Source organism: Bradyrhizobium sp. CAR08 (assembly GCF_052871955.1).
In genome coordinates, this window is the sequence record NZ_JBIXJX010000024.1 from 65,896 (window position 1) to 91,475 (window position 25,580).

Below are 25,580 nucleotides of genomic sequence, written 5' to 3' on the forward strand. Positions count from 1 at the left end.
ATTTATCAGCAATGGCCGCGCAGCGGAAGGCGGGTGTCGCCCGATATCTCCTGCCACGTCGCCGAGCCGGCGGACGAAGGGGCTCAGGAAGCACTTTTGCGCAGAATCCTGTCCATTGCTTTTCCCTTGGCCAGCTCATCGATCAGCTTGTCCAGGTAGCGGATCTCTCGCATCGTGGGTTCTTTGACGTCCTCGACCCGGACGCCGCAAACCACGCCTGTGATCAGGGTTCGCGAAGGATTGATCTTTGGGGCCTTCGCAAAGAAGGTTTCGAAGTCCGTCCCCTGCTCCAGTTGAGCTTCCAATTCCGTCTGACCATAGCCCGTCAGCCAGGAGATGACCTGATCAACCTCCGTTTTGGTGCGCCCTTTCTTCTCCGCCTTCGCAACGTAAAGCGGGTAAACGCTTGCGAAGCTGGTGGTATAGATCCTGTGTTTCGCCATGACCACTCCATGGATCTCGCTGCGGCCGAAGGCCAATACGATATCATCGATGGAGTTGCCTGTAGAGGTTCTGACTGAGAAGCCCCGCGAAGCAATATACGGCGGCAAATGCGCTCCATCAAAGCGCCCGTGATATCGGTCACTGAGCGTTCAAGGCAGTTGCGGCACTCTGCATCGTGCCAGCGCAACCACCTTCCGGGCGGCCGCTGAGGTGACTGTCTCGACAGTGTTTTGCCGGCATCCCCTGCTAGGTTAGCAGAATTCGCACCCAGCAGGGTATGCTCGGATGTGAAGCTTACTCCAAGGCAAAGGCGCAGCTATGTTCAAGGTCGAACCCACGCTTGAAAATCTCGCATCGCATATCCAGCGGCAGGACCGGTCGCTGAAGGCTATGAGTTGGAGCGTTTTGGGGGCTACGATCCTGGCGGCTGCGGCGATCATTTCATCGCAATGGCATGCGACAGCTAATGCCGATACAGTCAAGGCCAAGACCCTGTCTGTGGAAACAATTGCCTTGCGAAATGGCACCGGCAAAATCGTCGCCTTGATCTCATCCACTTCCGACGGAACGCCGCACATCTCGCTCTTGGATAGCCGCGAGAAGGTGCGTCTCAGCATCGGGCTTCGCCAGGATGGCGTACCTTCGGTGTCGCTCCTCGATACGGAGCAGGGTCAGCGGGCAGTGCTGTCCCTGAACGATCATCAGGATGCGTCCTTGACGATGTACAATGCTGCAAAACTTCCCCGTGCGACGCTCGCTGTGGACTCCGTCAGCTCGGGTCACATGGTTCTCTTCGGGACCGGCGGTGGTCTAAACCTCTCCGCTTTGGATGGCCGGGCGCAGTGGACTCCGGTGGGCGGAGCCGTTCAGAACATCCAGACGAAAACCGAATCCAAATAAACTCAGCCGGCCGCAGCGGCGAAAGACCCTACCCCGCCGCCGCCTTCGCCGGCGGAACGTTGATCGCGAGCTTGCCATAGCGGTCGGTGAACGCCTCGGTGTCGATTTCCTCGAGCTTGATCTCGCCGCTCATGACGCCCTGCTTCCAGGCCGCCTGCGCGGGATCGTTCTGGAATTCCGGCATCACCTCGCGGCCGAACAGCTCCAGCGATTCGCAGATGTGCTCGTGGCTGTTCTTGCCCGCTTGGTTCAGCAGGATGACCTGGTCGATGTGCGAGCCCTGGAAGCGCTTCAGCTTCCTGCGGATCGTCTCGGGCGAGCCGATCAGGCCGCCGCGCAGCGCGGCCTCCTGCGCCTCAGGATTGTCGCGTTTCCACTTGTCGTACTCGTCCCACATGTTGACGGTGTAGGGCGCTGGCCGCTGGCGATTCTGCGACGCGCCGTAGAAGCGTAGCGCGAACTGGAAGAAGGTGGCGCCGTCGGCGCGCGCACGCGCCTCCTCGTCCGTCTTTGCGCACATGAAGAACGACACCAGCGCCATGTTCGGGTTGATCTCGTAGTCGGCGAGCTTGGCGAGACGCTTGGTCATGGCGTTGTAATAGGCGTGCACCCAGGCGTGCGCGGCGTCTGCGCTGACGAACTGGAAGCCGAGCGCACCAAAGCCATGGCGGCCGGCGCGCTCGATGGTCGGCAGCTGCGAGCAGGCCATCCACAATGGCGGATGCGGCTTCTGCACCGGTTTTGGCACGACGTTGCGCAACGGGATGTCGAAATATTTGCCGTGGTGCTCGCTTCCTGCGTCCTTGAACATCGGGAAGATCGCGGCGACGGCCTCCTCGAACACCTCTTTCTTGGTCTCCATGTCGCGGCCGAACGGCGTGAGCTCGGTGATGGAGGCGCTCTCGCCCATGCCGAATTCGCAGCGGCCGTTGGAGAGCAGATCGAGCACCGCGACGCGCTCGGCGACACGTGCGGGGTGGTTGGTCGTGAGCTGGAGGATGCCGTGGCCGAGCCGGATGTTCTTGGTGCGCTGGCTCGCGGCTGCGAGAAACGATTCCGGTGAGGGCGAATGCGAGTATTCTTCGAGGAAGTGATGCTCGACAACCCAGGCGTGGTCGTAGCCGAGGCTGTCGGCGAGTTCCATCTGCGAGAGCGCGTTCTGATAGAGGCTGAGCTCGTCGCCGGCCACCCACGGCCGTGGCAGTTGCAGCTCATAGAAGATGCCGAACTTCATGACGCCGTCTCTCCCAGGTTTTCTTGCAGGTTTTCTTGCAAGTTTTCTTGCCGTTTATTTTTTTCTTGCGGGCATCTTAATGGGCGGGGCGGCGCTGTCTACGCAGTCGCAATTCCGCCTTGCGGGAGAAGGTGCTTTTCGGCGCGGCGGCCATTCAGGACCACGCCGATGAAGGTGAAGCGCACCAGCAGATGATAGCTCGCCAGCATCGGAGGAAGCGCGACGCCGAGAATGATCGCGAACTTGATCAGACCCGGCCAGTCGAGCTGCGACAGCGCAACCTGCAGCGCCATCACGATCGGCAGGTGGATCAGATAGAGCCAGTAGGATGCATCGGCGAGGTAGCGCCACGTCCGACTGAAGCCGGACATGAAGCGGAGCGCGAGGCCGATGACCGCAAAGGTCGAAATCCATATCGCCGGCGCATACAGGATCACGGAGACAAGCCGGAGCGTGGCGAAGCCGAAAGGCAGTTTCGGTGCACCCGGCGCGGACGTCATCGCCCCAACCAGCACGAAACTGATCAGGATCAGAGTGATTGCGAGCAGAAGATGCGGGAGCCAGCGCCGCCCAATCAGTCGCAGCAGATCGATCTGCCGATGCAGCAGCCAGCCGATCGCGAAGGCGGTGCCGAAGCCGATCCAGGCCTGCGCGTTGGTGATGAGCGATTGATCCGGCGTCCTCACGCCCATCACATTGATCCAGCGTTGATCGAGACAGAAGGCGGCGCCGATCGGGATTGCCAGAACAAGGGGGGCCAGCGGACTTTTCATGATCCCGGCGAAGACACGGTCAATCACCGCTCGCCACCTGGCTGACGCATCTAGCCAGACAAATGCGCAGCGGAGCAGCAGCACGGCGACATAAAGCTCAAGCAGCACATAGATGAACCAGAGATGGGTCAGGGGGAAATTCGGCAGCACCGATGGCCAGCTGCGGGACCAGCCGCCGTTCGGGAAATGAGACGCCCAGATCGCAATGAAGTACATGGGCGTGAACAGGATCGGCCAACCGATCACGAGCGGCAGCCCGATTCTCAGGAGCCTGTCGCGGACAAAGCCCCTGACGCCCCGGCGATGAAAGCTCATGCGCGCGAAGAAACCCGCCATCAGGAAGAAGGTCGTCATCCGGAAGACGTGGATGGTGAAGGTCAGCAGGCCGAGGAGCAGGCTTGGATGGGTGTCCTGGATGAACCAGAACCGGGGCGTGGCGGGCACGAACGACATGGCCGCGTGCAGGACGATGCCGAGCAGCAGGGCGCCGCCCCTGAGTGCGTCGAGAGCGTGCAGCCGTTCCGATGCAGGGGTGGCGGCGGTCGAAGGTGACATGGGTGGGCCCATTCGGCTGGCGAGAGGATCTGCCGGACAGTCTGCCCAATCGGGGCGCGGCGCTCTCGCCTGATCCAAAAATCGGCTAGCCGATTTCGCGGCGCGGCGGGCTGAGTTCAGCGCTGTCGGGCCGGCTCAGCGCCTCACGCCGGAATTCGGTCGGGGTCATGCCGGTTTCGGCCTTGAAGGCCCGGTTGAAAGGTCCGATCGACTGGAAGCCGGCATCCATGGCAATGGTCAGCACCGGGACCTCCCGTTGCGTCACGTCGGACAGCGCCAGCCTGGCGTCCTCGATACGGTAGCGGTTGAGGAACGCATTGAAGTTGCGATAGCCCAGCCCTTCGTTGATGGCTTGGCGCAGCCGATGCTCGGGAACGTCGAGCCGCGCCGCGAGCGCTCCGATCGCAAGGCCTTCCTGGCGGTAGGTTCGCTCCACGGTCATCAGATGGTCGAGACGCCGCAACAGGATCGGGTCGACGACGACCCGCCCCGCGGCGCGATCGGCGGCCGGGGCTTGCCTCCCCGCCTCGCCGGATGCGATCGCGGCCGTGGCGTCATCGACGGCCATCGCCGGCGCGCTGAACAGGCCGATGCCGGCAAGCATGGCCACCACGAACAGCCCGAGCGCGGTCGGGAGACTGCCGGGCGCACCGGGAACCGCGACGGGAATTGCGGCGAAGCCGGCGACGGCGACGGTCGCGATGAGCACGACATTGATCGCAAGCATCGCCAGCCGCAGTCGGCGTCGCCGCGCGACCAGATCGGCCCGCCAGGTCTTGACCGTCTGAACCGCGGCAGCGAGGGCCAGCACCAGGGTGGCCAGAGCCAGGACTCGCCCGCCTGCGCCGGCCAAAGCGGGCCAGTTCGCCCAGCCCAGCGTGATCGCAAACCCAAAAGCAACGATGCTCAGCCACAGGGCGCCGTGCCAACGCCTCAGCACGAAATCGTCGTCGAACGCCGCGCGCGCCCACAGCCAGAAGACGGCGGGCTGCGCGGACAGGATCGGCAACACCCACCACCAAGCCGATTTGGGCAGGTTGGGCGCCGTCCCGATCGCATAGAACATGCCGCCTGCGCACATCGCGATGCCCAGCAAAGCCTGTTGGCCGGTTGCACGACGCAGCAAGGCCACGAGAACGATCAACAGGAACACGCCGCTGGCCGCGCCGCGAAGTCCGAGATCGATCGCCGTCAGCCCTGTCGCGTTCACAACCCGGATCCCCGTTCGATGCCAAACTGTCGCATCGCCTTCGCACGGGTACAACCCAAACTTGCCGTCGTGGCAACGGCCGCAGCGACAGCCGCAGATTGGCGGATTGATCCAGATCAACGCGGCAGCGGCCCGAATGCATCAAAAATGCAGCAAGGCAACGGCCCGGATGCCGTCCCAATCCCCCCATTCAGAGAGACGAGCATGTCGGCGCGTGACGACACGACCGGGCGTGTGCGCCGCAAGCGCATGGAGATTTTCGCATTCCTGTTCCTGACCGCGGTCGTGATGCCCGTCCTCGCGGTCGGAACGGTCGGCTCCTACGGCCTCGCCGTCTGGATCTACCAGATGTTCGCCGGCCCTCCCGGCCCACCGCCCTCCCTGCATTGATCCCTTAAAGCGAAAGACAGGCATCATGGCCCACGCCACACTCAACCGCCGTGCCTTGATCACCGGCCGGGTGCTCAGCGCCGAGCGCGTCATCGCCCCGCCCGGTTGCGAAATCGCCAGCATCATCGTGCAGGCGCGCCCCGAGCGCCTGGACCAGCTGGAAGCCGCGATCACCGCCCTTGCCGGCTGCGAGATCCACGGCCGCGACCCGCGAGGCAAGCTCATCGTCGTGACCGAGGCGCCTGATTCCGGCAGCCTCGGCACCCTGCTCAACACCATCCAGTCGCTGCCGGACGTCTATTCGGCGGCGCTCGTCTTTCACGCCATCGAAACGGCTTAAGGCCGGGAGAGTCGTCATGACATCGCCAAAGCTCGACCGCCGCCAGATGCTGAAGCTCGAGGCCGCCGCCATCGCGGCCGCCGCTGCGGGCATGCCGGCACCGGCGCTCGCCGCGAACCTCATCGCCGAGCGCGACGTCGCCGAACTGAAATGGGACAAGGCCGCCTGCCGCTTCTGCGGCACCGGCTGCTCCGTGATGGTCGCGACCAAGAACAACCGCGTCGTCGCCACCCATGGCGACACCAAGGCCGAGGTCAATCGCGGCCTCAACTGCGTCAAGGGCTACTTCCTCTCCAAGATCATGTACGGCCACGACCGCCTGACGCAGCCGATGCTGCGCAAGACAGGTGGCAAATACGACAAGAACGGCGAGTTCACGCCTGTGTCCTGGACCGAAGCCTTCGACATCATGGAGGTGAAGTGGAAGGAGGCGATCAAGAAGCGCGGGCCGAACGGCGTCGCCATGTTCGGTTCCGGCCAGTGGACGGTTTGGGAGGGCTATGCGGCCGTGAAGCTGTTCAAGGCCGGCTTCCGCACCAACAACATCGACCCCAATGCACGGCACTGCATGGCCTCCGCCGTGGCCGGCATGATGCGCACCTTCGGCATCGACGAGCCGGCCGGCTGCTATGACGACATCGAGGCCACCGACGCCTTCGTGCTGTGGGGCTCCAACATGGCGGAGATGCATCCGATCCTGTGGACGCGCCTCGCCGACCGCAGGCTCTCCGCGCCGCATGTCCGCGTCGCCGTGCTCTCGACCTTCGAGCATCGCTCGTTCGACCTCGCCGACATCGGCATGATCTTCAAGCCGCAGACCGACCTTTACATCCTCAACGCCATCGCCAACCACATCATCAAGACCGGCCGGGTCAACAAGGACTTCGTCGCCGCGCATACCATCTTCAGGCGCGGCCAGACCGACATTGGTTATGGTTTGAGGCCCGAGCATCCGCTGCAGAAGAAGGCGACAGGCGCGGCGAAGGCCAACGATTCCACCGAGATGAGCTACGACGAGTACGTCAAGTTCGTCTCGGACTACACGCTGGAGAAAGCGGCGGAGATGTCGGGCGTGCCGCTCAATCGCCTGGAGGCACTGGCCGACCTCTATGCCGATCCCAAGACCAAAGTGGTCTCGTTCTGGACCATGGGCTTCAACCAGCACACCCGCGGCGTCTGGTGCAACAACCTCGTCTACAACATCCATCTTCTGACCGGGAAGATCTCCTCGCCCGGCAACAGCCCGTTCTCGCTGACCGGCCAGCCCTCGGCCTGCGGCACCGCGCGCGAGGTCGGCACCTTCTCGCACCGCCTGCCGGCCGACATGGTCGTTACCAACAAGGAGCACCGCACCAAGGCCGAGCACATCTGGCAGCTTCCCGAGGGCACCATTCCCGACAAGCCCGGCGCGCACGCCGTGTTGCAAAGCCGGATGCTGAAGGACGGCCTGATCAATGCCTATTGGGTGCAGGTCAACAACAACCTCCAGGCCGGTCCCAACGCCAACGAGGAGACCTATCCGGGTTTCCGCAATCCCGACAATTTCATCGTGGTTTCGGACGCCTATCCCTCGGTGACGGCGCTCGCCGCCGATCTCATCCTGCCGACCGCGATGTGGGTGGAGAAGGAAGGCGCCTACGGCAATGCCGAGCGCCGCACGCAGTTCTGGCACCAGCTCGTCGCTGCCCCGGGCGAGTCGAAGTCCGATCTGTGGCAGCTCATGGAATTCTCAAAGCGCTTCAAGATCGAGGAGGTGTGGCCGGAGGAGCTGATCGCCAAGAAGCCGGACGTTCGCGGCAAGACGCTGTTCGACGTGCTCTACAAGAACGGCCAGGTCGACAAATTCCCGAGTTCGGAGATCGAGGACGGCTACGCCAACGAGGAGTCGAAGGCGTTCGGATTCTACGTGCAGAAGGGCCTGTTCGAGGAATATGCCGCGTTCGGCCGCGGCCATGGTCACGACCTCGCGCCGTTCGACGCCTATCACCGCGAGCGCGGCCTGCGCTGGCCCGTCGTCAACGGCCAGGAGACGAAATGGCGCTTCCGCGAGGGCAGCGACCCCTACGTCAAGCAAGGCACCGACGTGCAGTTCTACGGTTATCCCGACGGCAAGGCGCGGATCTTCGCCCTGCCTTACGAGCCGCCGGCGGAATCGCCCGACAACGAATATCCCTACTGGCTCTCCACCGGCCGCGTGCTGGAGCACTGGCATTCCGGCACCATGACGCGCCGGGTGCCCGAGCTCTACAAGGCCTTCCCCGAGGCCGTCTGCTTCATGCATCCTGACGACGCGCAGGAGGCGAAGATCCGCCGCGGCGACGAGGTGAAGGTGGTCTCCCGCCGCGGCTTCATCCGCGTCCGCGTCGAGACGCGCGGCCGCGACCGGCCGCCGCGTGGCCTCGTATTCGTGCCGTGGTTCGACGAATCCAAGCTGATCAACAAGGTGACGCTGGACGCCACCGATCCGATCTCGCTGCAAACCGATTACAAGAAGTGCGCCGTGCGCATCGAGCGGATGAACATGTCATGATGAAACGATTTGGAGTAGCGCTGCTCGCAGTCGCGATCGCGGCTGGCGCGAGTTCGCTGACCGCGCAGACGGTGACGTCAGGTCTGCGCGGCCCGACGCCGCTCAACGACGAAGGCCCGGCCCCGCCGATGCTGCCGAACCGCAACACCTCTGAAAGAGAAGTGCGCAACTATCCGGAACAGCCGCCTGTCATTCCGCACACGATCGACGGCTATCAGATCGACCTCAACGGCAACAAGTGCCTGTCCTGCCATGCGCGGGCGCGCATCGCGGAATCGCAGGCGCCGATGGTCTCGATCACCCACTTCATGGACCGCGACGGCCAGTTTCTGGCTTCGATCTCGCCGCGCCGCTTCTTCTGCACGGAATGCCACGTGCCGCAGAACACCGCCAATCCGCCCGTCAGCAACGACTTCACCGACATCGACACGCTGCTGTCGCGCGCAAGCCCCGGTGGCCGCCGATGACGACGACCGCTGATGAACCCGGCGAGGGACTGAAGGCCAGACGCGGCTTCGTCGCGCGAAGCTGGGACTTCGCGCGCGAGCTCTGGCAGGTGCTGATCCGTCCGAGCTCGGTGTTCGGGCTCGGCGTGCTGGTGCTGGCGGGCTTCATGGCCGGCGTGATCTTCTGGGGCGGCTTCAACACCGCGCTGGAATTGACCAACACCGAAAAATTTTGCACCGGCTGCCACGAGATGAAGGACAACGTCTACGCCGAGCTGAAGTCGACCATCCATTTCGCCAACCGCTCCGGCGTGCGCGCGACCTGTCCGGATTGCCACGTGCCGCACAACTGGACCGACAAGATCGCCCGCAAGATGCAGGCCTCCAAGGAGGTCTGGGGCAAGATCTTCGGCACGATCGACACCCGCGAGAAATTCCAGGATCACCGGCTCGAACTGGCGGCGCATGAATGGGCGCGCTTCAAGTCCAACGATTCGCTGGAATGCCGGAACTGCCACAGCGCCGATTCCATGGACATCACCAAGCAGTCGCCGCGCGCCTCGGTCGCCCACCAGCGCTTCCTGTTCACCAAGGAAAAGACCTGCATCGACTGCCACAAGGGCATCGCCCACCATCTGCCCGACATGCGCGGCGTTCCCGGCTGGCAGTAGGGCGCCCCGCCCGGCTTGAACCAGCGGTGCGAATGGTTAGTTTTGGGGCTGGCGAATCGCTCCGTTTTCGCCCCCTCCTCAAGACAGACATGGCCACATTCACCCCGCATCAGGATGCCGCGCTCAAGGCCGTTGGCGACTGGCTCAAGGCCAAACCCGGCCGCAACGGCACGCCGCCGGTGTTCCGCCTGTTCGGCTATGCCGGCACCGGCAAGACCACGCTGGCGCGGCACATCGCCGACGGCGTCGACGGCGAGGTGAAGTTCGCCGCCTTCACCGGCAAGGCGGCGCTGGTCATGCGCAACAAGGGGTGCGACGAAGCCTCCACCATCCATTCGCTGATCTACCGCACCCGCGAATCCGGTGAGGAGCAGCCCAGCTTCGAACTGTGGGACGACGCCCCGGCCTCCAAGGCCAAGCTGATCGTGATCGACGAATGCTCGATGGTCGATGCCGAACTGGGCCGCGACCTGATGTCGTTCGACTGCCCGCTGCTGGTGCTGGGCGATCCCGCGCAGCTGCCGCCGATCCAGGGCGGCGGCTTCTTCACCAATACCGAGCCCGACGCGATGCTGACCGAGGTGCACCGCCAGGCCCAGGACGATCCGATCGTGCGGATGTCGATGGACGTCCGCGAGGGCCGCGAGCTCGACATCGGCCGCTACGGCGAGAGCGAGGTGGTGTCGCGCAAGGAGCTCGACCCTGATCGCGTCATGGCCGCGGACCAGGTGCTGGTCGGCCGCAACAACACGCGACGCGCGTACAACATGCGGGTGCGCCAGCGCCAGAACATCGAGGACGTCTTCCCCGTCGCCGGCGACAAGCTGGTCTGCCTGCGCAACAACCGCAAGAAGGGCCTGTTCAACGGCGGGCTGTGGCGCGTGAAGTCGCGCAACACCTCGCGCTCGAAATCCCGCATTCTCAGCATGCGACTGTCGCCGGACGAGGATCTCGGCCACAAGGTGACCAAGGTCTCGGTGCGCGCCGATTGCTTCGAGGGCGGCGTCGAGGCGATCGCCTGGGAGCAGCGCAAGCCCTATGACGAGTTCGACTACGGCTACGTGCTGACCGTGCACAAGTCGCAGGGCTCGCAATGGGACGACGTCGTGCTGTTCGACGAGAGTTTTGCGTTTCAGGAGAGCCGCGCGCGGTGGCTGTACACGGGAATCACGCGGGCGGCGAAGCGGCTGAGCATTGTGGTGTAAAGCCGCGCTGCTGTAGGGTGGGCAAAGGCGCAAAGCGCCGTGCCGACCATCTCTCCACAGACGCAATAAAAACGGTGGGCACGCTTCGCTTTGCCCACCCTACGGCACCGGCATCGCGGTTCACTTCCCCGCGACGAAATAAAAATCCTCGCGCCCCGGCGGCGAGCCGTAGGAAAACGGCTGCTGCTCGTGCTTGGTCACAAGCCAGACATCGTCGCGAACGATGTCGAACAGTTTTCGGATCTCGACGCGCGGCATCTTGATCTCGCGAGCGAGCGCGGTGGCGAACGGGCTGTCGGCGCCGCCGTCGCCATCCATCGCGGTCTCGCCGTGCTTGGCGGCGTAGACCACCATGAAGCCGGCGCCCGGCTCGATGTTGGAAAAACCCTTGTCCACGAGCTTGAGCGACAGCGTGCGCTGCATGGTCGGCGCGAACGGATTGTCGCGACAGGCATCCAGCATCACCAGACGCACTTTTCGCGCAGCGCCCACCGCCGCGATCACCTGCTCCAGCGCGACCGCCTGGGTCTCGGCGTCCCTGTCGGCGGCGAGCTTGGCGTCGACGGGAACGAGATAATTCACGCCGCCGATCTCGAAACCATGGCCGGCATAATAGACCACCGCCCAATCCGCCTTCTCCGCCTCGGCGGCAAACGTCTGCAACGCTTCGAAGAACTTGTCGCGGGTGAGGTCGCTGACGGATATCACGGTCTGGAAGCCGACATCGCGCAGCGCGGCTGCGATCATTTTCGAGTCGCGTGGCGGATTGGGCAAGGCGTGGACGTTCTTGTAGGCACCGTTGCCGATCACCAGCGCCACACGGCGCCCGGTGGATCCGGCCGACGGCTGCGGGGTCAGCGCGGCCAATCGCTCCTGCGCGATCGCGCGGGCGCGCGCGACGTCAAGTTCGTCGAACTTCGTCAGCGAATAGGCCGCCGCACGATAGTCGGCACGGGCCTGGGCGAGATCCTTCTTGCGCTCGTAGATCTGGCCGCGACCCGAATGTGCCCGGACGTTGTTCGGGTTGATCTGGATCGCCGTATTGTAGTCCTTCAGCGCGGCTTCGAAATCGCCCTTCAACATGTTGACGTCGGCGCGATTGTTGATCGCGTACGTGTTCTTCGGCTGCTTCTCGATTAGGCCGTTGCAGTCGGCGAAGGCCTGGTCGAACTTGCCCATCATGCCATAGGTGATGCAGCGGTTGCCGGTGATCTGCTGCGCGGCCGGTTCGATCTTCTCGGCCTCCGCGAAATCGGCAATCGCGCCGTCAAAATCCTGCATCAGCGTGCGCACGCGGGCGCGGTTGGTGTAGCCGAGCAGGAACCTGGGCGCGTATTTGATCGACAGGTTGAAATCGTCGAGCGCGCTTTGCAGCGCACCCCGGCGCAACTGGATGACGCCGCGGTTGTTGTAGGGGACACCGTAGGTCGGGCGCTTCTGGAGCGCGAGGTTGTAGTCCGTCATCGCATGGTCGTCCTGGCCCGTCCGCTCATAGGCGAGGCCGCGCAAATTGAGCGTGACGACGTTGTCGGGATCGAGGTCGACGGCCATGGACAAGGTCTCGATGGCGTGGACGTAGTCGCGCTTGTTGATCAGCGTATTGCCGCGCACGGAGAGCGCGATGGCCTTGTCCTTGCCGGTGAGCCGGTCGGCGTTGAGCAGCTTGTCGCAGGCCTGCGCCCTCGCCTGTGCATCCGCCTGGCGGTCGCGGCAAATGGCGAGGTCGTCGCCGGGTTGCGGTTCGGCCGCCGCGAGCGAGCTCCAGCCGGCCAGGATGGCGAGCACGACGACGAGGGTCAGGGATGCCACGCGCAGCATGTTGTCAGGTCAGCTCCAGCCACGATTCTCTTAAGTCGATCACCGATCGCGCCGGTTCATCTAGCGCGGAGTTCCGGTCGTCGCCAAGCCGGGCCGCTGGAGGCGGCGCGTTTCACGGGCTCGTGTCCCTCCGGCCGTAACAATCGCCCGGTCCGCCCGTATCTCGAATGTCCGAAAATGCCGGGCAGGCTGTTCGCCCGGCCCCAACCGCCCTAGACTGTCAGACCTTCCGAAAGAGGATCGCCATGCGCCGACCTGCCGTCCTGTCCCTGCTCGCCGCAACCACCGCCCTGACGCTGGCCTTTGCCGCGCCGACCCGGGCCGCAGAGGATGCGGTCGTGATCCCCGCTCCTGCCGTTGATGTGGCCCCCGCAAGCGGGATCCAGACCGCCGTGATCGCCGGCGGCTGCTTCTGGGGCGTGCAGGGGGTGTTCCAGCACACCGCGGGCGTCGTCAACGCGGTCTCCGGCTACGCCGGCGGCACCAAGGCGACGGCCGACTACCAGACCGTCTCGAGCGGCCGGACCGGCCACGCGGAATCCGTCGAGATCAAATACGACCCCAAGAAGATCTCCTACGGCAAGATCCTGCAGATCTACTTCTCGGTGGCGCACGACCCGACCCAGCTCAACCGGCAGGGCCCCGACACCGGTCCGCAATATCGCTCGGCGATCTTCACCACGTCCGACGAACAGAAGAAGGTGGCCGAGGCCTATATCGCCCAGCTCAACGGCGCCAAGGTCTTCAGCAAGCCGATCGCGACCAAGGTCGGCGCGCTGGAGGCATTCTATCCGGCGGAGGCCTATCACCAGGATTATCTGACCCTGCACCCGAACCAGCCCTATATCGCCTACAACGACCTTCCGAAGGTCGAGAACCTGAAAAAGCTGTTCGCGGATAACTATATCGAGAAGCCGACGCTGGTGAGCGCCAGCAAGGCCACCAACTGAAAAAACGGGAGACCCATGCCCGACACCAAGACGAAAACCACGGACGACAAGGTCATCAAGAGCGAAGAGCAATGGCGCAGCGAGTTGTCGCCGATGCAGTTCGCGGTGCTGCGCGAGAAGGCGACCGAGCGTCCCTTCTCCGGCGAATATGAGCACGACCACCGCGCCGGCACCTACACCTGCGCCGGCTGCGGCAACGTGCTGTTCGAGTCCGACGCGAAGTTCGATTCCGGCTGCGGCTGGCCGAGCTTCACCCAACCCGCCGTCGAGGGCCATATCGAAGAGGAGCGGGACGTCAGCCACGGCATGATCCGTACCGAGGTGCTGTGCGCCAAGTGCAGCGGTCATCTCGGCCATGTCTTCCCCGACGGCCCGGGGCCGACGGGCTTGCGTTACTGCATCAATTCCGCCGCGCTGAAGCTCGAACCCAAATAAACCTTGCGCGGCGCCGAGTTCCGTCATGGAACCCGGCGCCGCGATGTGCTTTTCTTCCCTGGTGGTGCGGCTGGCCATGGCGTGGCGGCGGCCGCCAGGGAGGATGCCATGACGCTTGGGACCATCCTGATCATCCTGGTGATCATTTATCTCGTCGGCGGCCTGTCGGGCCGCTTCGGCGGCTACGGCTACGGAATGGGTCATTCCGGCATGGGGATCGGCGGCCTCGTCTTAGTGGTGCTGCTCGTGCTGCTGCTCCTTGGCAAGCTGTAGACCATTCAAGTCGCTGATATTCCTGCAATTTCCCGGGCTGCGGAGCTGCCATGCGCAGATTCATCATCTCGCATCGCGGGGGTCGCAATTTTGTCAAAACGGGCTATATTAGAGGACGAAAATGACATGTGCGGCGCCCACTCAATCGTGGCCTCTGCCCGTCCCAACCCCACGCGCTTAAAGCCCCAGAGAGATCACGAGGTCTTTGACCATGCGTCCACTGCGTCCGTTCAACTTCAACACTTCCGCCGAACTCTTCCCCGCTGCGATCCGCAAGAAGAAGCGTGCAGGCTTCACCTATCGCCGGTTCGGCACCGCGGCCGAAGCCGTCCAGTTCGCGATGGAGCAGTTGCCGACGGATTCGCTGAACGGCGCCTATCTCCAGGTCGAAGAAGCGCGCTTCGACCAGAACGGCATCCGGTCGCTCTATGAGAGCGAAGCCTTCCCGCTGCCCCGCCACCGCAAGCCGGTGGAAGCCAGCACCGACGCTGCCGACGCGGCGTAAGTTTTCGTCACGCGCTCCGATGTGCGCTGAAAGCGCGATGGCCGGAAAGGCCGTCGCGCTTTTTGCGTTTTGGGGCGTGTCAGATGCGAGGCTGCTTGTCGAGCCAGCGGCGGAGCAGGCGCACGTTGCGCATGTTGGCACGGAACATGACGTCGAATGCGTCGCCCGCGAACGGGACGATGCCGACGACGCCGTCGAGGGCGACATTTCCGAGCATGCGCGCGGTGATGTACCAGGGCGCCCCGAGCGCCCTCGCCTCTTGCACCAGCCAGAGCGAGATCGCGGCGGTGATGATGTCGCCGACGACGGGGATCAACCCGATCAACCCATCGATGCCATAGCGGATGTTGGTTCCGGGCAGCACGAAGGCGACGTCGAGCAGCTTTGCGATCGCCTCGATCCGCGCGATCCGCTGCTCGCGCGTTAGATTGCCAAACGGGTTGCCGGCGAAGGGACTGTCCTTCCCGAACTCGAAGCGAAATTCGCGAAAGCCCTGCCCCAGCGTTTCGGGCCGGATCTCGTGACCGTCCTGATCGATGATCGGCCCACGCCCGTCGGTGCCCGAAGAGGCCGCACCCGAGCGGCTTCCCGAACGGGATCGACGCGGAGCAAGAATATCGTCATCGGACATGGTCATGGCCTGTAGGGAACGCGCCAGCGCGGCGGAGGTTGCTGCGGCGTGATCGAAGGTCGCGCCCTCAAGTCTGTGCCGCCGCCGGCTGCGGCTCCGCGACATATTTATGCACGAGCCAGGATGAAATCACCGCCGGCACGAACCCGACGAGGCCGTACAGGATGAACTGCACCGCGCCCGAGTCCGGCCCGCGCGAGCTGTAGGTCAGCGAGGCCAGGATGAAGGCGAACACGCCGACCAGCAGCATCCGCAGCACCGGGCCGATCCGGCGGACGTGGACCAGGATATCGTCGACCGCACCGATCATCAGCGAGGGCAGGAAGCCGAACAGATAACTGTATTGCAAGGATTTGAAGAACACCGCGAACAGCTTGCCGACCTCAGCGAGACTGGTCTGGGTCCAATAGCCGGACTGATAGGTCGTCGTCAGCAGCAGCAGGAACCCGCCCACGAACGGGCCGACCAGCGCAAACACGAGATAGCGTTTCATCAGGCACCCTCATCCTTCACCTTACTATAGCAGCGCCGCGGGAACCTTGAATAGCGGGGGGGGTGCGGGCTCTGCGCTGGGAACAAGCGGCATAGCGACGGACTTGAAATTCACCTGTCAGATTTGGAGCCGCCGATGTCCCGCAAACTGTTCTTCCTGGCGACGATCGCACTGACGGCCGTGAGCGGCCTGTCGAACGCGCCCGCTCTCGCACAAGGCCATATGGGTTCGCCGCAGGAGCAGCAGGCCTGTTCGCGGGACGCCTCGCGCTTCTGCCGCAAGGACCTCGGCAATGACGGTGCGGTGCAGGCCTGCCTGCAAGCCAACCGGGCCAAACTGTCGCGGTCTTGCAGCAAGGTCTTTCAGAGCCACGGCATGTGAGGACCGGAACCATCCCCGGCGAACGGAGAGTGAAGCCATGTTGCGCGACGAACAGCTCTCGATCCTCAGGGACATCAGCCAATCCATCGCCTTTGCCGACGACCGGCACGGCAAGATAGGCGAGCTGATCGCCGACGGTTACGTGATGAAGGACGGAGATCTGTTCGAGCTCACGGCAAAGGGCGTTACGGCGGTCGAAGAGCATGCAGCGCTTGGCGCAAGCGATGTGGAACAAGCGAGCGTATCCTCCGATCGGTTGATCTGATCGCACGCGAGTCGCGTTGTGCGTGACGTGCGCGCAACAATTGCGAATTCCTTTTTGCCTGCCATTGCGGTCGCGCAACAATGGCGCATACTTGGCTCGGGCGGCGCAGCACTTTTCGATTCGAACATCACCAGAGATCGAGCAACCACATGCGGGATTGAGGTCCCGGCGTGATGGCTGAGACATGCGGCAGGTCAAGCCGCGTGCGGCGCCCCAAAACCAAGTGGCTCAAGCCCACGGAACTCGGGGACGCATTCTACATGACACGCAATCAGACGATCGCAACTCTCTTCGCCCTCGCCACCACCGCCATCGCAATCCCAACATCGCCAAGCTTCGCGTTCTCGTCCGAAGCGCAGCAGATGTGCTCGGGCGATGCGATGCGGCTGTGCTCCAGTGAGATCCCCGACATCCCCAGGATCAGGGCCTGCATGGTGCAGAAGAAGGCTCAGGTCAGCCCGGGCTGTCGCGCCGTGATGGACCGCGAGCACTCCGCCGCGACAGGATCGCGCAAGCGGGAAGCAGCCGCGCAATAGAGAGAGCGTATCTGCGGCCATCCTGAGGGCCCGCCCAAGGGGCGGGCCCTCAGGATGAGGTCTCGTTTCGCGGCGAGATATCAAACCCTCATGGTGAGGAGCCCGCCAAGGCTGGCGTCTCGAACCATGCAGGCCGAGGTCTCAGGGAGTAGAGATCTAGTCGCCCCACTGCGCGAAGGCGTCGTTGAAGGCGCGCTCGCCGGGAGCGCCCTTCTCGATGGCGATGATGGCGCGGCGCTGGTTGGCGTAGACCAAGGGCACGTCGAACCAGGAGCGCTCCTTCAGCAGCTGGACGTTGCGGCTGCGGTCGGCATCGACGTTGGAGAGGCCGACCAGGAAGAAGCCGTCGGTGACCTTGACCGCGAGGCCTGCGAGCGGCGTGCCGCGTGCCTGCTCGTTCGACTTCATCAGGATGCCCGGCACGTTGGAAACGCCGCCGCCCGGAAAGTCCGGCGGCAGGACGAAGGTCAGCTCCGCGGTGTGGCTCGCCGGCAGCGAGGAGTCGGTGTTGCGGCGGAACGACATCGTCATCTTGAACTTGCGGTCGGGAATCTCGATGTCGGCGCGCACGGCGACGTCGGCCTTCTGATTGCCCGACGCCTTGATCGGCTCGAGCCGCCACACCACCGAGCCGACATATTGCTTGCCCTTCGGATCGGATGGATCCTCGTCGTAGAGCACGACTTTCTGCGCCACCGGCGCGACCGGCTGGTCGCTGGCCGAGGGCTGGCCGACGCGATCCGGAATCTTGGGCTTGCTCTGCGGCTGAGACGAATCCTTGGGCGCCTCCACCACCTGCGTCGGCGAAGACTTCAACAGGTTGGTCGCGGTCTGGACCAGCTGCTTGCCCCACAGGATGCCGGCACCGACCAGGATCAGCACGATGCCGACGGCGATCGCGCTCTTGAACGGAAAGGCGCGGCCGGTGCGGGCGCGCTTCTTCTTGGGTTCGCGGTCGAGAACGGGGATGTGCGGACGTTGCGACGGCGGCTGCGACGGCGGCGCGTAGCGCTCAGCTTCCTCGATCGATTCGTCGTAGGAATACGGCGCGTCGGCTCCGGCGCCGCGATTCTCCAGGCTCGGCTCGAGCCGGTCGAATTCCGGCGAGGGCGAGGGCACGTTGGCGTAGGTGCGGCGCGCCGCGCGGTTGGCCTGCGCGGCGGCGCCGCCGAGCTCGTTGGCGTCCGCCGTGATGTCGCGGAAGCCGCGCACGCCCGGTGCGGGCGGCAGCGGCGGTGGCGGTCCCATGTCCGGCGGACGGCGCCCACCAGCGCGATCACGTCCGACCGGCGGAGGCTCCGGCATCGACGACGGGGCCGGCGGACCCGGCTGCCGCGGCGCGTCGAAACGCGGGGCCCGCGGCGCACGCGGGGCGTCGCCCTGGTCATCGACATTGAAGGAGGGCCGGTCAGCCCGCGGCGGCGGCGGAGCCGGACGGGTGCGCGGCGGGGCAGCGGTTTGCGGCGCGGGCGAGTTGCCCTCGGTGGCGCGGGTGCTGGCACGGCGGAAGGCGTCGCCGCTGCCGCTGCTGCGGGCGCCGCCACCGGGGCGCGAGGCCTCGCGGGCACGCTGGGCCGCCTCTGATTCGACCTTGCGGACGGCCTCTTCCAGCGAGAGGCGCTCGCGGGTGATCTCGGATTCGGAGAGCGGCGGCTGCACGCTGCGCAGTTGCGCGATCAGCGCCGTGCGCGCCCGCTCGTAGAGCGCGCGACGGCTCTCGCCGGGAGCGTTGGGGTCCAGGGCGGCAATAGCGCGGGCGATCAGCGGGTAGTAATCAGCCATTTCTACTCAATTATACGCGCGTCCCGGTAAGAGATCGTTAAGCCTCAAACGGATTTTGTACCAGGATAGTATCCTCGCGTTCGGGGCTGGTGGAAAGCAGCGCCACCGGGCACCCCACCAATTCCTCGATCCGGCGGACATATTTGATCGCCTGGGCCGGCAGCTGGGCCCAGGACCGCGCATTGGCGGTCGGCTCCTTCCAGCCCTCGATGGTCTCGTAGATCGGCTCGACCCGGGCCTGGGCGCCCTCGCCCGCCGGGAAATGATCGATCTCCTTGCCGTCCAGCCTGTAGCCGGTGCAGACCTCGATCGAATCGAAGCCGTCGAGGATGTCGAGCTTGGTCAGCGCCAGACCGTTGATGCCGCAGGTCCGGACCGCCTGGCGAACCAGAACCGCATCGAACCAGCCGCAGCGGCGGGGCCGCCCGGTATTGGTGCCGAACTCGCGGCCGCGCTCGCCGATCTTGCGGCCGGTCTCGTTGTCCTGCTCGGTCGGGAACGGGCCCTGGCCGACGCGGGTCGTATAGGCCTTGCAGAGGCCGAGCACATAGCCGACCGCGGCGGGGCCGAGGCCCGAGCCGGTCGCCGCCTGCGCCGCCACCGTGTTGGACGAGGTGACGTAAGGGTAGGTGCCGTGATCCACGTCGAGCAGGGCGCCTTGCGCGCCTTCGAACAACATGCGCTTGCCCTCGCGCCGCTTGATGTCGAGCAGCCGCCACACCGTCTCGGCATAGGGCAAGAGCTGCGGCGCGAGCGCGGTCAATTCCTTCACGATCTCCTTGCCGTCGAACTCCGGCAGGCCGAGGCCGCGGCGCAATGCGTTGTGATGCGCCAGCAGCCGGTCGATCTTGTGCGGCAGGGTGTCGAGATCGGCGAGGTCCATCAGGCGGATGGCGCGGCGGCCGACCTTATCCTCGTAGGCCGGGCCAATGCCACGGCGGGTGGTGCCGATCGCGGTCGCCGCATTGGCGGATTCGCGATGCGCGTCGAGTTCGCGGTGCAGCGGCAGGATCAGGGTGACGTTCTCGGCGACCCGCAGATTGTCCGGGCCGACCGCGACGCCCTGCGACCGCAGCTTGGTGACCTCGTCGAGGAAGGCGGCGGGATCGAACACGACGCCGTTGCCGATCACCGACAGCTTCTGATCGCGCAGCACGCCCGAGGGCAGCAGCGCCAGCTTGTAGGTCTTGCCGTTGATCACCAGCGTGTGGCCGGCGTTGTGGCCGCCCTGGAAACGGACGACGATGTCCGCCTGCTCCGACAACCAGTCGACGATCTTGCCCTTTCCTTCGTCGCCCCACTGGGCGCCGACGACGACAACATTGGCCATTCGCGGGTAATCCCTATGCAATCTGTCAGATGCGCCCAGCCCAATCACGGCCGGGGCCGCTCGAACGCGAGGCAGCCAACCGGATAAAGGATGCAGCCTCTCTAGGCAAGCAAGAACGGGACTTTTTCGAGGCCGCGAGCGCATCCCAAGCCTTTGATATCCCCTGAAAATCCAGAAACCTTCGCGGCGGGTGCAATGCTTCGACCAAAGCGTGAGAGGCTGCTTCCGCCGCTGCATGGTCGCGATGCATCCGGCCCCCGTTGATGCAACCTCGATTTCCGTGTCTTTGAACGGGGCCGGGTTTGAACCGGCCCGGGTGCCACCGGGCTGGAGGCTTGGCGCATGACGCGGGGCCACAACAATCCAATGTCCGCCACCGACGAGACCACCGGCGCCGCCACGTCCGGCCACAACTGGATCGCCAACCAACCTTATCTGCTGCTCAGCATCACCGCGCTGTGCTGGGCCGGCAATGCCATCGTCGGCCGGCTCGCCGCCGGTCACATCCCGCCGGTGACGCTGTCGTTCCTGCGCTGGTTCTTCGCCTTCCTGCTGGTGCTGCCGTTCGCCTGGAAACACCTTGCGCAGGACTGGCCCGCGATCCGCGGCAGGCTCGGCCTGATGGTCACGCTCTCGATCACCGGCATCGGCGCCTTCAACACGCTGCAATATTGGGCGCTGGAGCATACGCAGGCGCTCAACACTCTCCTCTTGCAATCCGCCGCGCCGCTGGTCGTGGCGCTGTGGTCGCTCGCCATCCTCGGCGTCCGCCTCACCGTAGCGCAGGCCTTCGGCGTGCTGCTGTCGATGTGCGGCGTGCTGATCATCCTGCTGCATGGCGACTTCACCACGCTGTCGAACATCGACTTCAACAAGGGCGACCTCATCTTTGTCGTCGCGCTGATCATCTTCGCGCTCTATTCGGTGCTGACCTTGAAGCGGCCCCCGATGCACGGCCTGTCGTTCCTCGCCTTCACGTTCGGCTGCGGTGCTGCCTGTCTCATTCCGCTGGAGATGTGGGAGTTGTCCGCGCGTCCCGTGATGAAGCTCGACGGGCCGAACCTCCTGACCCTGTTCTATGTCGCGGTATTCCCCTCGACGCTCGCCTATCTCTGCTTCAATCGCGGTGTCCGCCTGATCGGCGCCAACCGCGCCGCGCCGTTCTTCCATGTCGTGCCGGTGTTCGGCTCGATCATGGCAATGGCGTTTCTGGGCGAGCACCCGCAGGCGTTCCACTTCATCGGCTTCGCGCTGGTGCTGGCCGGCGTGTTCGTGGCGTCACGGAAGCAGGCGAGCTAGGCTTGGGGCCCGGTTCGATCGGCTGCGATCAAGCGTTTGTCGACGGGTTCATCCACACCATCTCCCAAACATAGCCATCGGGGTCTTCAATGTGTCGGTTGTACATGAAGCCGAGATCCTGCGCCGGATTGGGATCGGCGCGACCGCCCGCAGCCACCGCGCGCGCCAGCGTTGCATCGACGGCATCGCGGTCGTCGACCGTGAGAGCGAACATAGCCTGGCTGTGGCGCCGCGCGTCGCCGATCTCGCGGCTGGTGAATTCACGATACCGGTCGTGGGTCAGCAGCATCACGCCGATCGCGTCCGTGAACATGAGCGACGTCGAATTTGCTCCGGAGAATTGAGGATTCACCGCGCCACCCAGGGCTACGTAGAACGCTGTCGATGCGGCGAGATCGCGTACCGGCAGGTTGACCAGAATCATCTTGGACATTGCTTTTCCTTCGAAAGCGGCTGGAAGCCGCGCTATGGTCTGACATTGGGAACAGAGAGCTCTCAACACTCCTCCCTGGACTGCATTCAAATGTAGCGCGCGGCGCCCATGCAGAGCGCGGCGATGCCCAGCAGGCCCGCCGCCGCACGTTGGGCGGCGGCGATACGTGCACGGAGGTCCTCCGGCTTGCCGGTGCCACGACGCAGGGCCACGAGCGCACGGGGACCGATGACAGCCTGAACGCCCGCCGCAATCAGTGCGCAGACAGCACCGACGGCGAGCACCTGTTCGGTCGTGCCGAAGCTGTGGGAATGAACGAGATGGCCGAGATAGCCGCCGGTCAGGATGGCAATCGTCGCCGCGCCGAGTTGTGGAAAGACCAGCTGCTCACCGGCAACTCCGCCGATGCGGGCCAGCGCAAAGCTTGATCCCGCCCAGAACACGGACGACAACACATGAAGTGACAAGGCGATCACGAGGGCAGTTTGCATGGCAAGCTCCGAACCGGCTTCTAAATTAGATATACTACATGTATAGTCAATACGTCAACAGAATGGCAAGGCGATGCCGAAGCGCAATTATGTGAGCTCCGCGCGGGCTTCCGCGGCGGCGGCGACGCGCGAGCGCATCATCGCGGCCGGCGCGCGACTCCTACGCGAGGACGCGAGCATTGCGAACTTCTCCCTCGACGTGGTCGCCAAGGCGGCCGGCGTCACGCGATTGACCGTCTACAACCAGTTCGGATCGCGGCGGGGATTGCTGGAGGCCGTGTTCGACGACATCGCGCACCAGGGCGGACTGTTCGAACTGGCCGAGGTGATGACGATGGCGGATCCGCGCGCCGCGCTCGACCGCGTCATCGAAATCTTCTGTACGTTCTGGGGGCGCGATCCCGCCATCGGTGGGCTCAACCAGGCCATCGCGACCGATCCGGAATTCGGCGAGGCGCTGATCGAGCGTAACGAGCGACGGCGCGAATTGCTGACCGCGCTGCTGTCGCGGATCGTGGGCAAGCACGCGGCAAAGCGCGCCATGCGGGACACGGTTGATTTGATCTTCGTGCTGACGAGTTATCCGACGTTTGCAGCGCTGAGCCGGCAGCGGTCGACGGAGGAGGTCTGTCGCTTGCTGCAGACGGCGTGCCACGCGGCTGTGGACGGGCTGAAGTAAGCCGGCAGCAGGCGGCGCTACTTCATCTTGAACTTGCTGTACGCTTCGCTGGTCGCAATGATGACGTGCTCGGCGCAGGCGTTGACGCGGTGCGGATCAGCCTCCGTCTCGTAGGCCTTCGAGGTCATCATGTCGATGAAAGCCGTGACGGTGGGATAATAGACCAGCGCCGCGAAATCCCAGTCGTTGCCCTGCTGCGGGCCGAGCGCGACGGCCCTGGCCTCGCCGGTCCAGAGCAGCGTGCCGCCGCGTGCCTTGATCATCGGCACTGTGACCGCACTGTAGCGCAGATAGGCGTCCCAGCCGGAACCGTCGCCGTCGCCGGAGTGCGCGTGGAAGCGCATCAGGTTCAACATCACCACCGGTGCATGCCGATCGAGCCGATCAAGGCCATCGATGTTCAACATATTAACCGCCAATGCCGCCTCCTCTGGTCATGCCTGCATTGTAGCATTGCGGTCGCATGACTTGTGTCACGACGCAAATCCGGCGCAAGCTCGTATGCAACGCCAATGACGATCGCTTCGCCCGCGCCACCGGCCTCCAATCCGGCCAGTTGGCTCAACAACCAGCCTTATCTGCTGCTCAGCCTGAGCTCGCTGTTCTGGGCCGGCAACATCGTGCTCGCGCGCCACGTCGGCGCGCATGTGCCGCCGCTGACGGTGACCACGATCCGCTGGTTCGGCGTGTTCCTGATCCTCCTGCCCTTCGCCTGGCCGCATCTGAAGCGCGACTGGCCGAATCTGCGCAAGAGCCTGCCGCTGATGCTGTTCCTGTCGCTGGTGGGCTTTGCCTTCAACAACGCGATCTCGTACTGGGCGATGCAGTACACGGAAGCGCTGAACGCGCTGCTGATCCAGTCGGCCGGACCGTTGTTCGTGGCGCTGTGGTCGCTGGTGCTGTTCGGCGTGCGGCTGACCGGTGCGCAGCTCGCCGGCATCGGGATCTCGCTTCTCGGCGTGCTGATCATCATCCTGCGCGGCGATCTCGCCGCGCTCGCGAGCATCAGCTTCAACAGGGGCGACATCATGTTCGCCTCCTCGCTGGTGGCGTTCGGGATCTACTCTGCCTTCATCCCGCGGCGGCCCAAGATCCACCAGCTCTCCTTTCTCTCCTTCACCACCTGCTGCGGCGCGACGATGCTGCTGCCGACCGCGATCTGGGAGGCCTGGAGTGGTCGCGTCCTGCAACTCGACGGGGTGACGCTGGCGACGCTGGGCTACATCCTGATCTTTCCCTCGACGCTGGCCTATCTCTTCTTCAACCGGGGCGTGGCGCTGATCGGCCCGAACCGCGCCGCGCCGTTCTTCCATCTGGTGCCGGTGTTCGGCTCGGCGATGGCGATCCTGCTGCTCGGCGAAAAGATTCAGCCCTTCCACCTGATCGGCTACCTGCTGGTGCTCGCCGGCGTCGTGATCGCCTCGCGCCAGGGTTCTGCGGTGAAGTAATTCCGCGACGCGAGACGAGGCGACAAACTCGCGCCTTCCGATTTCGACGAGGAGACGCTAGGTTCCCCGCCAACCAAAAAAGAGGGAACGACCAGACATGCTTTCAGCGTTGATCCGAAACCTGCGTGCCATCGGCACGGGCGCCCTTTGTCTCGCCGCCGCGTCCGCTGCGCAGGCCGACAATTATCCGAGCCGCAACATCACGCTGGTGCTGCCGTTCGCCGCCGGCAGCGGCACCGACACCACGACGCGGCTGATCTCGCAGCATTTGTCGCAGGCCCTCGGCGTCGGCATCGTCATCGAGAACAAGGCGGGCGCCAACGGCATGATCGCCGCCACCTATGTCGCGCGCGCCGCGCCCGACGGCTACACGCTGCTGGTGACCACCAACACCACGCATTCGGCCAATCCCTATCTGCTCAAAAGCCTGACCTACGATCCGGTCAAGGACTTCACCCCGATCGCGCGCACCGGCGACCTGCCCTTCATGCTGGTGATCCACCCGGAGGTGCCGGCCAAGACCGTCGGCGAGCTCATCGCCTACGGCAAGGCCAATCCGGGCAAGCTGAGCTACGCCTCGGGCTCGTCCTCGGCGATCGTGTCGGGGGCGACCTTTGCACACAATGCCGGGCTCGACCTCCTGCACGTGCCCTACAAGAGCTCGCCGCCGGCGCTCAACGACGTCATGGGCGGCCGCGTCTCGATGATGTTCGTGGACATCCTGACCGGCCTGCCGCATGTCCAGGGCAACGCGCTACGCGCGCTCGCCGTCACGACGAAGGACCGCTCGTCGCTGGTGCCGAACCTGCCCTCGATGCAGGAGGCCGGCGTGCCGGACTTCGACATCTCGTCGTGGCAGGGCTATTTTGGCCCCGCCGGCATGCCCAAGGAGATCGTGACGCGACTCAACGCCGAGATCCGGAAGATCGTCGAGAAGCCGGAGATCAAGGCCCAGCTCGCCACCCTCGGCATGGACGCGTTTTCGGGCACGCCCGAGCAGCTCGGCACGTTCGTGAACGAACAGCTGGTGTTGTGGGAGAAGCTGATCCGCGAGGCAGGGATCGAGAAGCAGTAGGGGCTCGCGAAAGCCGCGCGCTCGGCATTCTCCGTCATGGCCGGGCTTGTCCCGGCCA

30 protein-coding genes are annotated in these 25,580 nt (G+C 64.6%); 18 read left to right on the forward strand and 12 right to left on the reverse strand.

The features are described 5' to 3' along the window. Positions 1 to 83: 83 nt before the first annotated feature. Entirely contained in the window at positions 84 to 443 is a 360-nt protein-coding gene (locus tag ACIPUD_RS34355) for a DUF2200 domain-containing protein (protein WP_446482427.1), read from the reverse strand. A gap of 319 nt (positions 444 to 762) precedes the next feature. Here ACIPUD_RS34355 and ACIPUD_RS34360 point away from each other — a divergent pair, with 319 nt between their 5' ends. Further along, on the forward strand, positions 763 to 1,344 hold the full coding sequence (locus ACIPUD_RS34360; RefSeq protein WP_446482424.1) for a hypothetical protein: 582 nt from the start codon (positions 763 to 765) through the stop codon (positions 1,342 to 1,344). Between the two features lie 28 nt (positions 1,345 to 1,372). Here ACIPUD_RS34360 and ACIPUD_RS34365 read toward each other — a convergent pair whose 3' ends face one another. From ACIPUD_RS34365 to ACIPUD_RS34375, 3 genes are all read right to left on the reverse strand, one after another. Continuing rightward, positions 1,373 to 2,578 (reverse strand): LLM class flavin-dependent oxidoreductase, encoded by a 1,206-nt coding sequence (locus ACIPUD_RS34365; protein ID WP_446482425.1) that lies wholly within the window; start codon positions 2,576 to 2,578, stop codon positions 1,373 to 1,375. Positions 2,579 to 2,676: 98 nt separating this feature from the next. Then, positions 2,677 to 3,906, reverse strand: a complete 1,230-nt coding sequence (locus tag ACIPUD_RS34370; RefSeq protein ID WP_446482426.1) for an acyltransferase family protein — start codon at positions 3,904 to 3,906, stop codon at positions 2,677 to 2,679. A gap of 85 nt (positions 3,907 to 3,991) precedes the next feature. Continuing rightward, a complete protein-coding gene (locus tag ACIPUD_RS34375; RefSeq protein ID WP_446482428.1) occupies positions 3,992 to 5,116 on the reverse strand; it encodes a helix-turn-helix domain-containing protein in 1,125 nt (374 codons plus the stop codon). A 204-nt stretch (positions 5,117 to 5,320) separates the two neighbouring features. Here ACIPUD_RS34375 and napE point away from each other — a divergent pair, with 204 nt between their 5' ends. From napE to ACIPUD_RS34405, 6 genes are all read left to right on the forward strand, one after another. Beyond that, positions 5,321 to 5,506, forward strand: a complete 186-nt coding sequence (gene napE, locus ACIPUD_RS34380; protein WP_085349182.1) for a periplasmic nitrate reductase, NapE protein — start codon at positions 5,321 to 5,323, stop codon at positions 5,504 to 5,506. A 25-nt stretch (positions 5,507 to 5,531) separates the two neighbouring features. Further along, positions 5,532 to 5,846, forward strand: a complete 315-nt coding sequence (locus ACIPUD_RS34385) for a chaperone NapD (protein WP_085349181.1) — start codon at positions 5,532 to 5,534, stop codon at positions 5,844 to 5,846. 16 nt (positions 5,847 to 5,862) lie between these two features. Beyond that, on the forward strand, positions 5,863 to 8,376 hold the full coding sequence (gene napA / locus ACIPUD_RS34390) for a nitrate reductase catalytic subunit NapA (RefSeq protein WP_247337662.1): 2,514 nt from the start codon (positions 5,863 to 5,865) through the stop codon (positions 8,374 to 8,376). Next, on the forward strand, positions 8,373 to 8,843 hold the full coding sequence (locus ACIPUD_RS34395; protein ID WP_007614113.1) for a nitrate reductase cytochrome c-type subunit: 471 nt from the start codon (positions 8,373 to 8,375) through the stop codon (positions 8,841 to 8,843). The genes napA and ACIPUD_RS34395 overlap by 4 nt, the downstream gene beginning before the upstream one ends. Beyond that, a complete protein-coding gene (locus ACIPUD_RS34400; protein WP_085349178.1) occupies positions 8,840 to 9,493 on the forward strand; it encodes a NapC/NirT family cytochrome c in 654 nt (217 codons plus the stop codon). The genes ACIPUD_RS34395 and ACIPUD_RS34400 overlap by 4 nt, the downstream gene beginning before the upstream one ends. A gap of 89 nt (positions 9,494 to 9,582) precedes the next feature. Next, positions 9,583 to 10,698, forward strand: a complete 1,116-nt coding sequence (locus ACIPUD_RS34405; RefSeq protein ID WP_007596183.1) for an ATP-dependent DNA helicase — start codon at positions 9,583 to 9,585, stop codon at positions 10,696 to 10,698. Between the two features lie 120 nt (positions 10,699 to 10,818). On the opposite strand, the gene ACIPUD_RS34410 is transcribed toward ACIPUD_RS34405, so the two are convergent. Next, a complete protein-coding gene (locus ACIPUD_RS34410; protein WP_085395139.1) occupies positions 10,819 to 12,516 on the reverse strand; it encodes a tetratricopeptide repeat protein in 1,698 nt (565 codons plus the stop codon). 245 nt (positions 12,517 to 12,761) lie between these two features. Here ACIPUD_RS34410 and msrA point away from each other — a divergent pair, with 245 nt between their 5' ends. The 4 genes from msrA (at position 12,762) to ACIPUD_RS34430 (ending at position 14,679) form a co-directional block, all read left to right on the forward strand. Beyond that, the gene (gene msrA / locus ACIPUD_RS34415; RefSeq protein ID WP_018453864.1) at positions 12,762 to 13,466 is read left to right on the forward strand and encodes a peptide-methionine (S)-S-oxide reductase MsrA; all 705 of its coding nucleotides are present in this window, start codon (positions 12,762 to 12,764) and stop codon (positions 13,464 to 13,466) included. Positions 13,467 to 13,481: 15 nt separating this feature from the next. Continuing rightward, positions 13,482 to 13,901 carry a peptide-methionine (R)-S-oxide reductase MsrB gene (gene msrB, locus ACIPUD_RS34420; protein WP_018453863.1) on the forward strand — a complete coding sequence of 140 codons (420 nt, stop codon included), beginning with the start codon at positions 13,482 to 13,484 and terminating at the stop codon, positions 13,899 to 13,901. Positions 13,902 to 14,009: 108 nt separating this feature from the next. Further along, the gene (locus tag ACIPUD_RS34425; RefSeq protein WP_083926348.1) at positions 14,010 to 14,174 is read left to right on the forward strand and encodes a DUF3309 family protein; all 165 of its coding nucleotides are present in this window, start codon (positions 14,010 to 14,012) and stop codon (positions 14,172 to 14,174) included. A 211-nt stretch (positions 14,175 to 14,385) separates the two neighbouring features. Further along, positions 14,386 to 14,679 carry a hypothetical protein gene (locus tag ACIPUD_RS34430; RefSeq protein ID WP_007596188.1) on the forward strand — a complete coding sequence of 98 codons (294 nt, stop codon included), beginning with the start codon at positions 14,386 to 14,388 and terminating at the stop codon, positions 14,677 to 14,679. A 79-nt stretch (positions 14,680 to 14,758) separates the two neighbouring features. Here the strand turns inward: ACIPUD_RS34430 and ACIPUD_RS34435 are convergent, their stop codons facing one another. Both ACIPUD_RS34435 and ACIPUD_RS34440 read right to left on the reverse strand, forming a co-directional pair. Then, positions 14,759 to 15,316 carry a DUF4112 domain-containing protein gene (locus ACIPUD_RS34435; protein ID WP_085395191.1) on the reverse strand — a complete coding sequence of 186 codons (558 nt, stop codon included), beginning with the start codon at positions 15,314 to 15,316 and terminating at the stop codon, positions 14,759 to 14,761. A gap of 61 nt (positions 15,317 to 15,377) precedes the next feature. Next, on the reverse strand, positions 15,378 to 15,803 hold the full coding sequence (locus tag ACIPUD_RS34440; protein WP_085349175.1) for a DUF5413 family protein: 426 nt from the start codon (positions 15,801 to 15,803) through the stop codon (positions 15,378 to 15,380). Between the two features lie 135 nt (positions 15,804 to 15,938). Here ACIPUD_RS34440 and ACIPUD_RS34445 point away from each other — a divergent pair, with 135 nt between their 5' ends. The 3 genes from ACIPUD_RS34445 (at position 15,939) to ACIPUD_RS34455 (ending at position 16,985) form a co-directional block, all read left to right on the forward strand. Then, positions 15,939 to 16,184: a cysteine rich repeat-containing protein gene (locus ACIPUD_RS34445; protein WP_085384905.1), complete on the forward strand. Its 246-nt coding sequence runs from the start codon at positions 15,939 to 15,941 to the stop codon at positions 16,182 to 16,184. A gap of 37 nt (positions 16,185 to 16,221) precedes the next feature. Continuing rightward, positions 16,222 to 16,449, forward strand: coding sequence for a hypothetical protein (locus ACIPUD_RS34450; protein WP_018453858.1), 228 nt, complete (start codon positions 16,222 to 16,224; stop codon positions 16,447 to 16,449). A 260-nt stretch (positions 16,450 to 16,709) separates the two neighbouring features. Further along, entirely contained in the window at positions 16,710 to 16,985 is a 276-nt protein-coding gene (locus ACIPUD_RS34455; RefSeq protein ID WP_231190374.1) for a hypothetical protein, read from the forward strand. A gap of 156 nt (positions 16,986 to 17,141) precedes the next feature. Here the strand turns inward: ACIPUD_RS34455 and ACIPUD_RS34460 are convergent, their stop codons facing one another. Continuing rightward, entirely contained in the window at positions 17,142 to 18,767 is a 1,626-nt protein-coding gene (locus ACIPUD_RS34460) for a hypothetical protein (protein WP_085349173.1), read from the reverse strand. A gap of 37 nt (positions 18,768 to 18,804) precedes the next feature. After that, positions 18,805 to 20,097 (reverse strand): adenylosuccinate synthase, encoded by a 1,293-nt coding sequence (locus tag ACIPUD_RS34465; RefSeq protein WP_085395141.1) that lies wholly within the window; start codon positions 20,095 to 20,097, stop codon positions 18,805 to 18,807. Positions 20,098 to 20,463: 366 nt separating this feature from the next. On the opposite strand from ACIPUD_RS34465, the gene ACIPUD_RS34470 reads away from it, so the two are divergent. Then, positions 20,464 to 21,396, forward strand: a complete 933-nt coding sequence (locus ACIPUD_RS34470; RefSeq protein ID WP_085395142.1) for a DMT family transporter — start codon at positions 20,464 to 20,466, stop codon at positions 21,394 to 21,396. 28 nt (positions 21,397 to 21,424) lie between these two features. On the opposite strand, the gene ACIPUD_RS34475 is transcribed toward ACIPUD_RS34470, so the two are convergent. Further along, positions 21,425 to 21,829, reverse strand: coding sequence for a VOC family protein (locus ACIPUD_RS34475; protein WP_018453853.1), 405 nt, complete (start codon positions 21,827 to 21,829; stop codon positions 21,425 to 21,427). 86 nt (positions 21,830 to 21,915) lie between these two features. Then, complete coding sequence (locus ACIPUD_RS34480; protein ID WP_204512197.1) at positions 21,916 to 22,320, reverse strand: hypothetical protein; 405 nt, start codon at positions 22,318 to 22,320, stop codon at positions 21,916 to 21,918. A 73-nt stretch (positions 22,321 to 22,393) separates the two neighbouring features. Here ACIPUD_RS34480 and ACIPUD_RS34485 point away from each other — a divergent pair, with 73 nt between their 5' ends. Then, complete coding sequence (locus ACIPUD_RS34485) at positions 22,394 to 22,999, forward strand: TetR/AcrR family transcriptional regulator (protein ID WP_018453851.1); 606 nt, start codon at positions 22,394 to 22,396, stop codon at positions 22,997 to 22,999. 17 nt (positions 23,000 to 23,016) lie between these two features. Here ACIPUD_RS34485 and ACIPUD_RS34490 read toward each other — a convergent pair whose 3' ends face one another. Further along, positions 23,017 to 23,406 (reverse strand): hypothetical protein, encoded by a 390-nt coding sequence (locus tag ACIPUD_RS34490; protein ID WP_018453850.1) that lies wholly within the window; start codon positions 23,404 to 23,406, stop codon positions 23,017 to 23,019. 105 nt (positions 23,407 to 23,511) lie between these two features. On the opposite strand from ACIPUD_RS34490, the gene ACIPUD_RS34495 reads away from it, so the two are divergent. Continuing rightward, positions 23,512 to 24,447 carry a DMT family transporter gene (locus ACIPUD_RS34495; protein WP_007614154.1) on the forward strand — a complete coding sequence of 312 codons (936 nt, stop codon included), beginning with the start codon at positions 23,512 to 23,514 and terminating at the stop codon, positions 24,445 to 24,447. Positions 24,448 to 24,544: 97 nt separating this feature from the next. Continuing rightward, positions 24,545 to 25,522 (forward strand): Bug family tripartite tricarboxylate transporter substrate binding protein, encoded by a 978-nt coding sequence (locus ACIPUD_RS34500; RefSeq protein ID WP_018453849.1) that lies wholly within the window; start codon positions 24,545 to 24,547, stop codon positions 25,520 to 25,522. Positions 25,523 to 25,580 lie beyond the last annotated feature (58 nt).

Coding starts and splice junctions, on each gene's coding strand:
- ACIPUD_RS34355 (WP_446482427.1), bottom strand. CDS start 443: ATGGCGAAACACAGGATCTATACCACCAGCTTCGCAAGCGTTTACCCG.
- ACIPUD_RS34360 (WP_446482424.1), top strand. CDS start 763: ATGTTCAAGGTCGAACCCACGCTTGAAAATCTCGCATCGCATATCCAG.
- ACIPUD_RS34365 (WP_446482425.1), bottom strand. CDS start 2,578: ATGAAGTTCGGCATCTTCTATGAGCTGCAACTGCCACGGCCGTGGGTG.
- ACIPUD_RS34370 (WP_446482426.1), bottom strand. CDS start 3,906: ATGTCACCTTCGACCGCCGCCACCCCTGCATCGGAACGGCTGCACGCT.
- napE (WP_085349182.1), top strand. CDS start 5,321: ATGTCGGCGCGTGACGACACGACCGGGCGTGTGCGCCGCAAGCGCATG.
- ACIPUD_RS34385 (WP_085349181.1), top strand. CDS start 5,532: ATGGCCCACGCCACACTCAACCGCCGTGCCTTGATCACCGGCCGGGTG.
- napA (WP_247337662.1), top strand. CDS start 5,863: ATGACATCGCCAAAGCTCGACCGCCGCCAGATGCTGAAGCTCGAGGCC.
- ACIPUD_RS34395 (WP_007614113.1), top strand. CDS start 8,373: ATGATGAAACGATTTGGAGTAGCGCTGCTCGCAGTCGCGATCGCGGCT.
- ACIPUD_RS34400 (WP_085349178.1), top strand. CDS start 8,840: ATGACGACGACCGCTGATGAACCCGGCGAGGGACTGAAGGCCAGACGC.
- ACIPUD_RS34405 (WP_007596183.1), top strand. CDS start 9,583: ATGGCCACATTCACCCCGCATCAGGATGCCGCGCTCAAGGCCGTTGGC.
- ACIPUD_RS34410 (WP_085395139.1), bottom strand. CDS start 12,516: ATGCTGCGCGTGGCATCCCTGACCCTCGTCGTCGTGCTCGCCATCCTG.
- msrA (WP_018453864.1), top strand. CDS start 12,762: ATGCGCCGACCTGCCGTCCTGTCCCTGCTCGCCGCAACCACCGCCCTG.
- msrB (WP_018453863.1), top strand. CDS start 13,482: ATGCCCGACACCAAGACGAAAACCACGGACGACAAGGTCATCAAGAGC.
- ACIPUD_RS34425 (WP_083926348.1), top strand. CDS start 14,010: ATGACGCTTGGGACCATCCTGATCATCCTGGTGATCATTTATCTCGTC.
- ACIPUD_RS34430 (WP_007596188.1), top strand. CDS start 14,386: ATGCGTCCACTGCGTCCGTTCAACTTCAACACTTCCGCCGAACTCTTC.
- ACIPUD_RS34435 (WP_085395191.1), bottom strand. CDS start 15,316: ATGACCATGTCCGATGACGATATTCTTGCTCCGCGTCGATCCCGTTCG.
- ACIPUD_RS34440 (WP_085349175.1), bottom strand. CDS start 15,803: ATGAAACGCTATCTCGTGTTTGCGCTGGTCGGCCCGTTCGTGGGCGGG.
- ACIPUD_RS34445 (WP_085384905.1), top strand. CDS start 15,939: ATGTCCCGCAAACTGTTCTTCCTGGCGACGATCGCACTGACGGCCGTG.
- ACIPUD_RS34450 (WP_018453858.1), top strand. CDS start 16,222: ATGTTGCGCGACGAACAGCTCTCGATCCTCAGGGACATCAGCCAATCC.
- ACIPUD_RS34455 (WP_231190374.1), top strand. CDS start 16,710: ATGACACGCAATCAGACGATCGCAACTCTCTTCGCCCTCGCCACCACC.
- ACIPUD_RS34460 (WP_085349173.1), bottom strand. CDS start 18,767: ATGGCTGATTACTACCCGCTGATCGCCCGCGCTATTGCCGCCCTGGAC.
- ACIPUD_RS34465 (WP_085395141.1), bottom strand. CDS start 20,097: ATGGCCAATGTTGTCGTCGTCGGCGCCCAGTGGGGCGACGAAGGAAAG.
- ACIPUD_RS34470 (WP_085395142.1), top strand. CDS start 20,464: ATGTCCGCCACCGACGAGACCACCGGCGCCGCCACGTCCGGCCACAAC.
- ACIPUD_RS34475 (WP_018453853.1), bottom strand. CDS start 21,829: ATGTCCAAGATGATTCTGGTCAACCTGCCGGTACGCGATCTCGCCGCA.
- ACIPUD_RS34480 (WP_204512197.1), bottom strand. CDS start 22,320: ATGCAAACTGCCCTCGTGATCGCCTTGTCACTTCATGTGTTGTCGTCC.
- ACIPUD_RS34485 (WP_018453851.1), top strand. CDS start 22,394: ATGCCGAAGCGCAATTATGTGAGCTCCGCGCGGGCTTCCGCGGCGGCG.
- ACIPUD_RS34490 (WP_018453850.1), bottom strand. CDS start 23,406: ATGTTGAACATCGATGGCCTTGATCGGCTCGATCGGCATGCACCGGTG.
- ACIPUD_RS34495 (WP_007614154.1), top strand. CDS start 23,512: ATGACGATCGCTTCGCCCGCGCCACCGGCCTCCAATCCGGCCAGTTGG.
- ACIPUD_RS34500 (WP_018453849.1), top strand. CDS start 24,545: ATGCTTTCAGCGTTGATCCGAAACCTGCGTGCCATCGGCACGGGCGCC.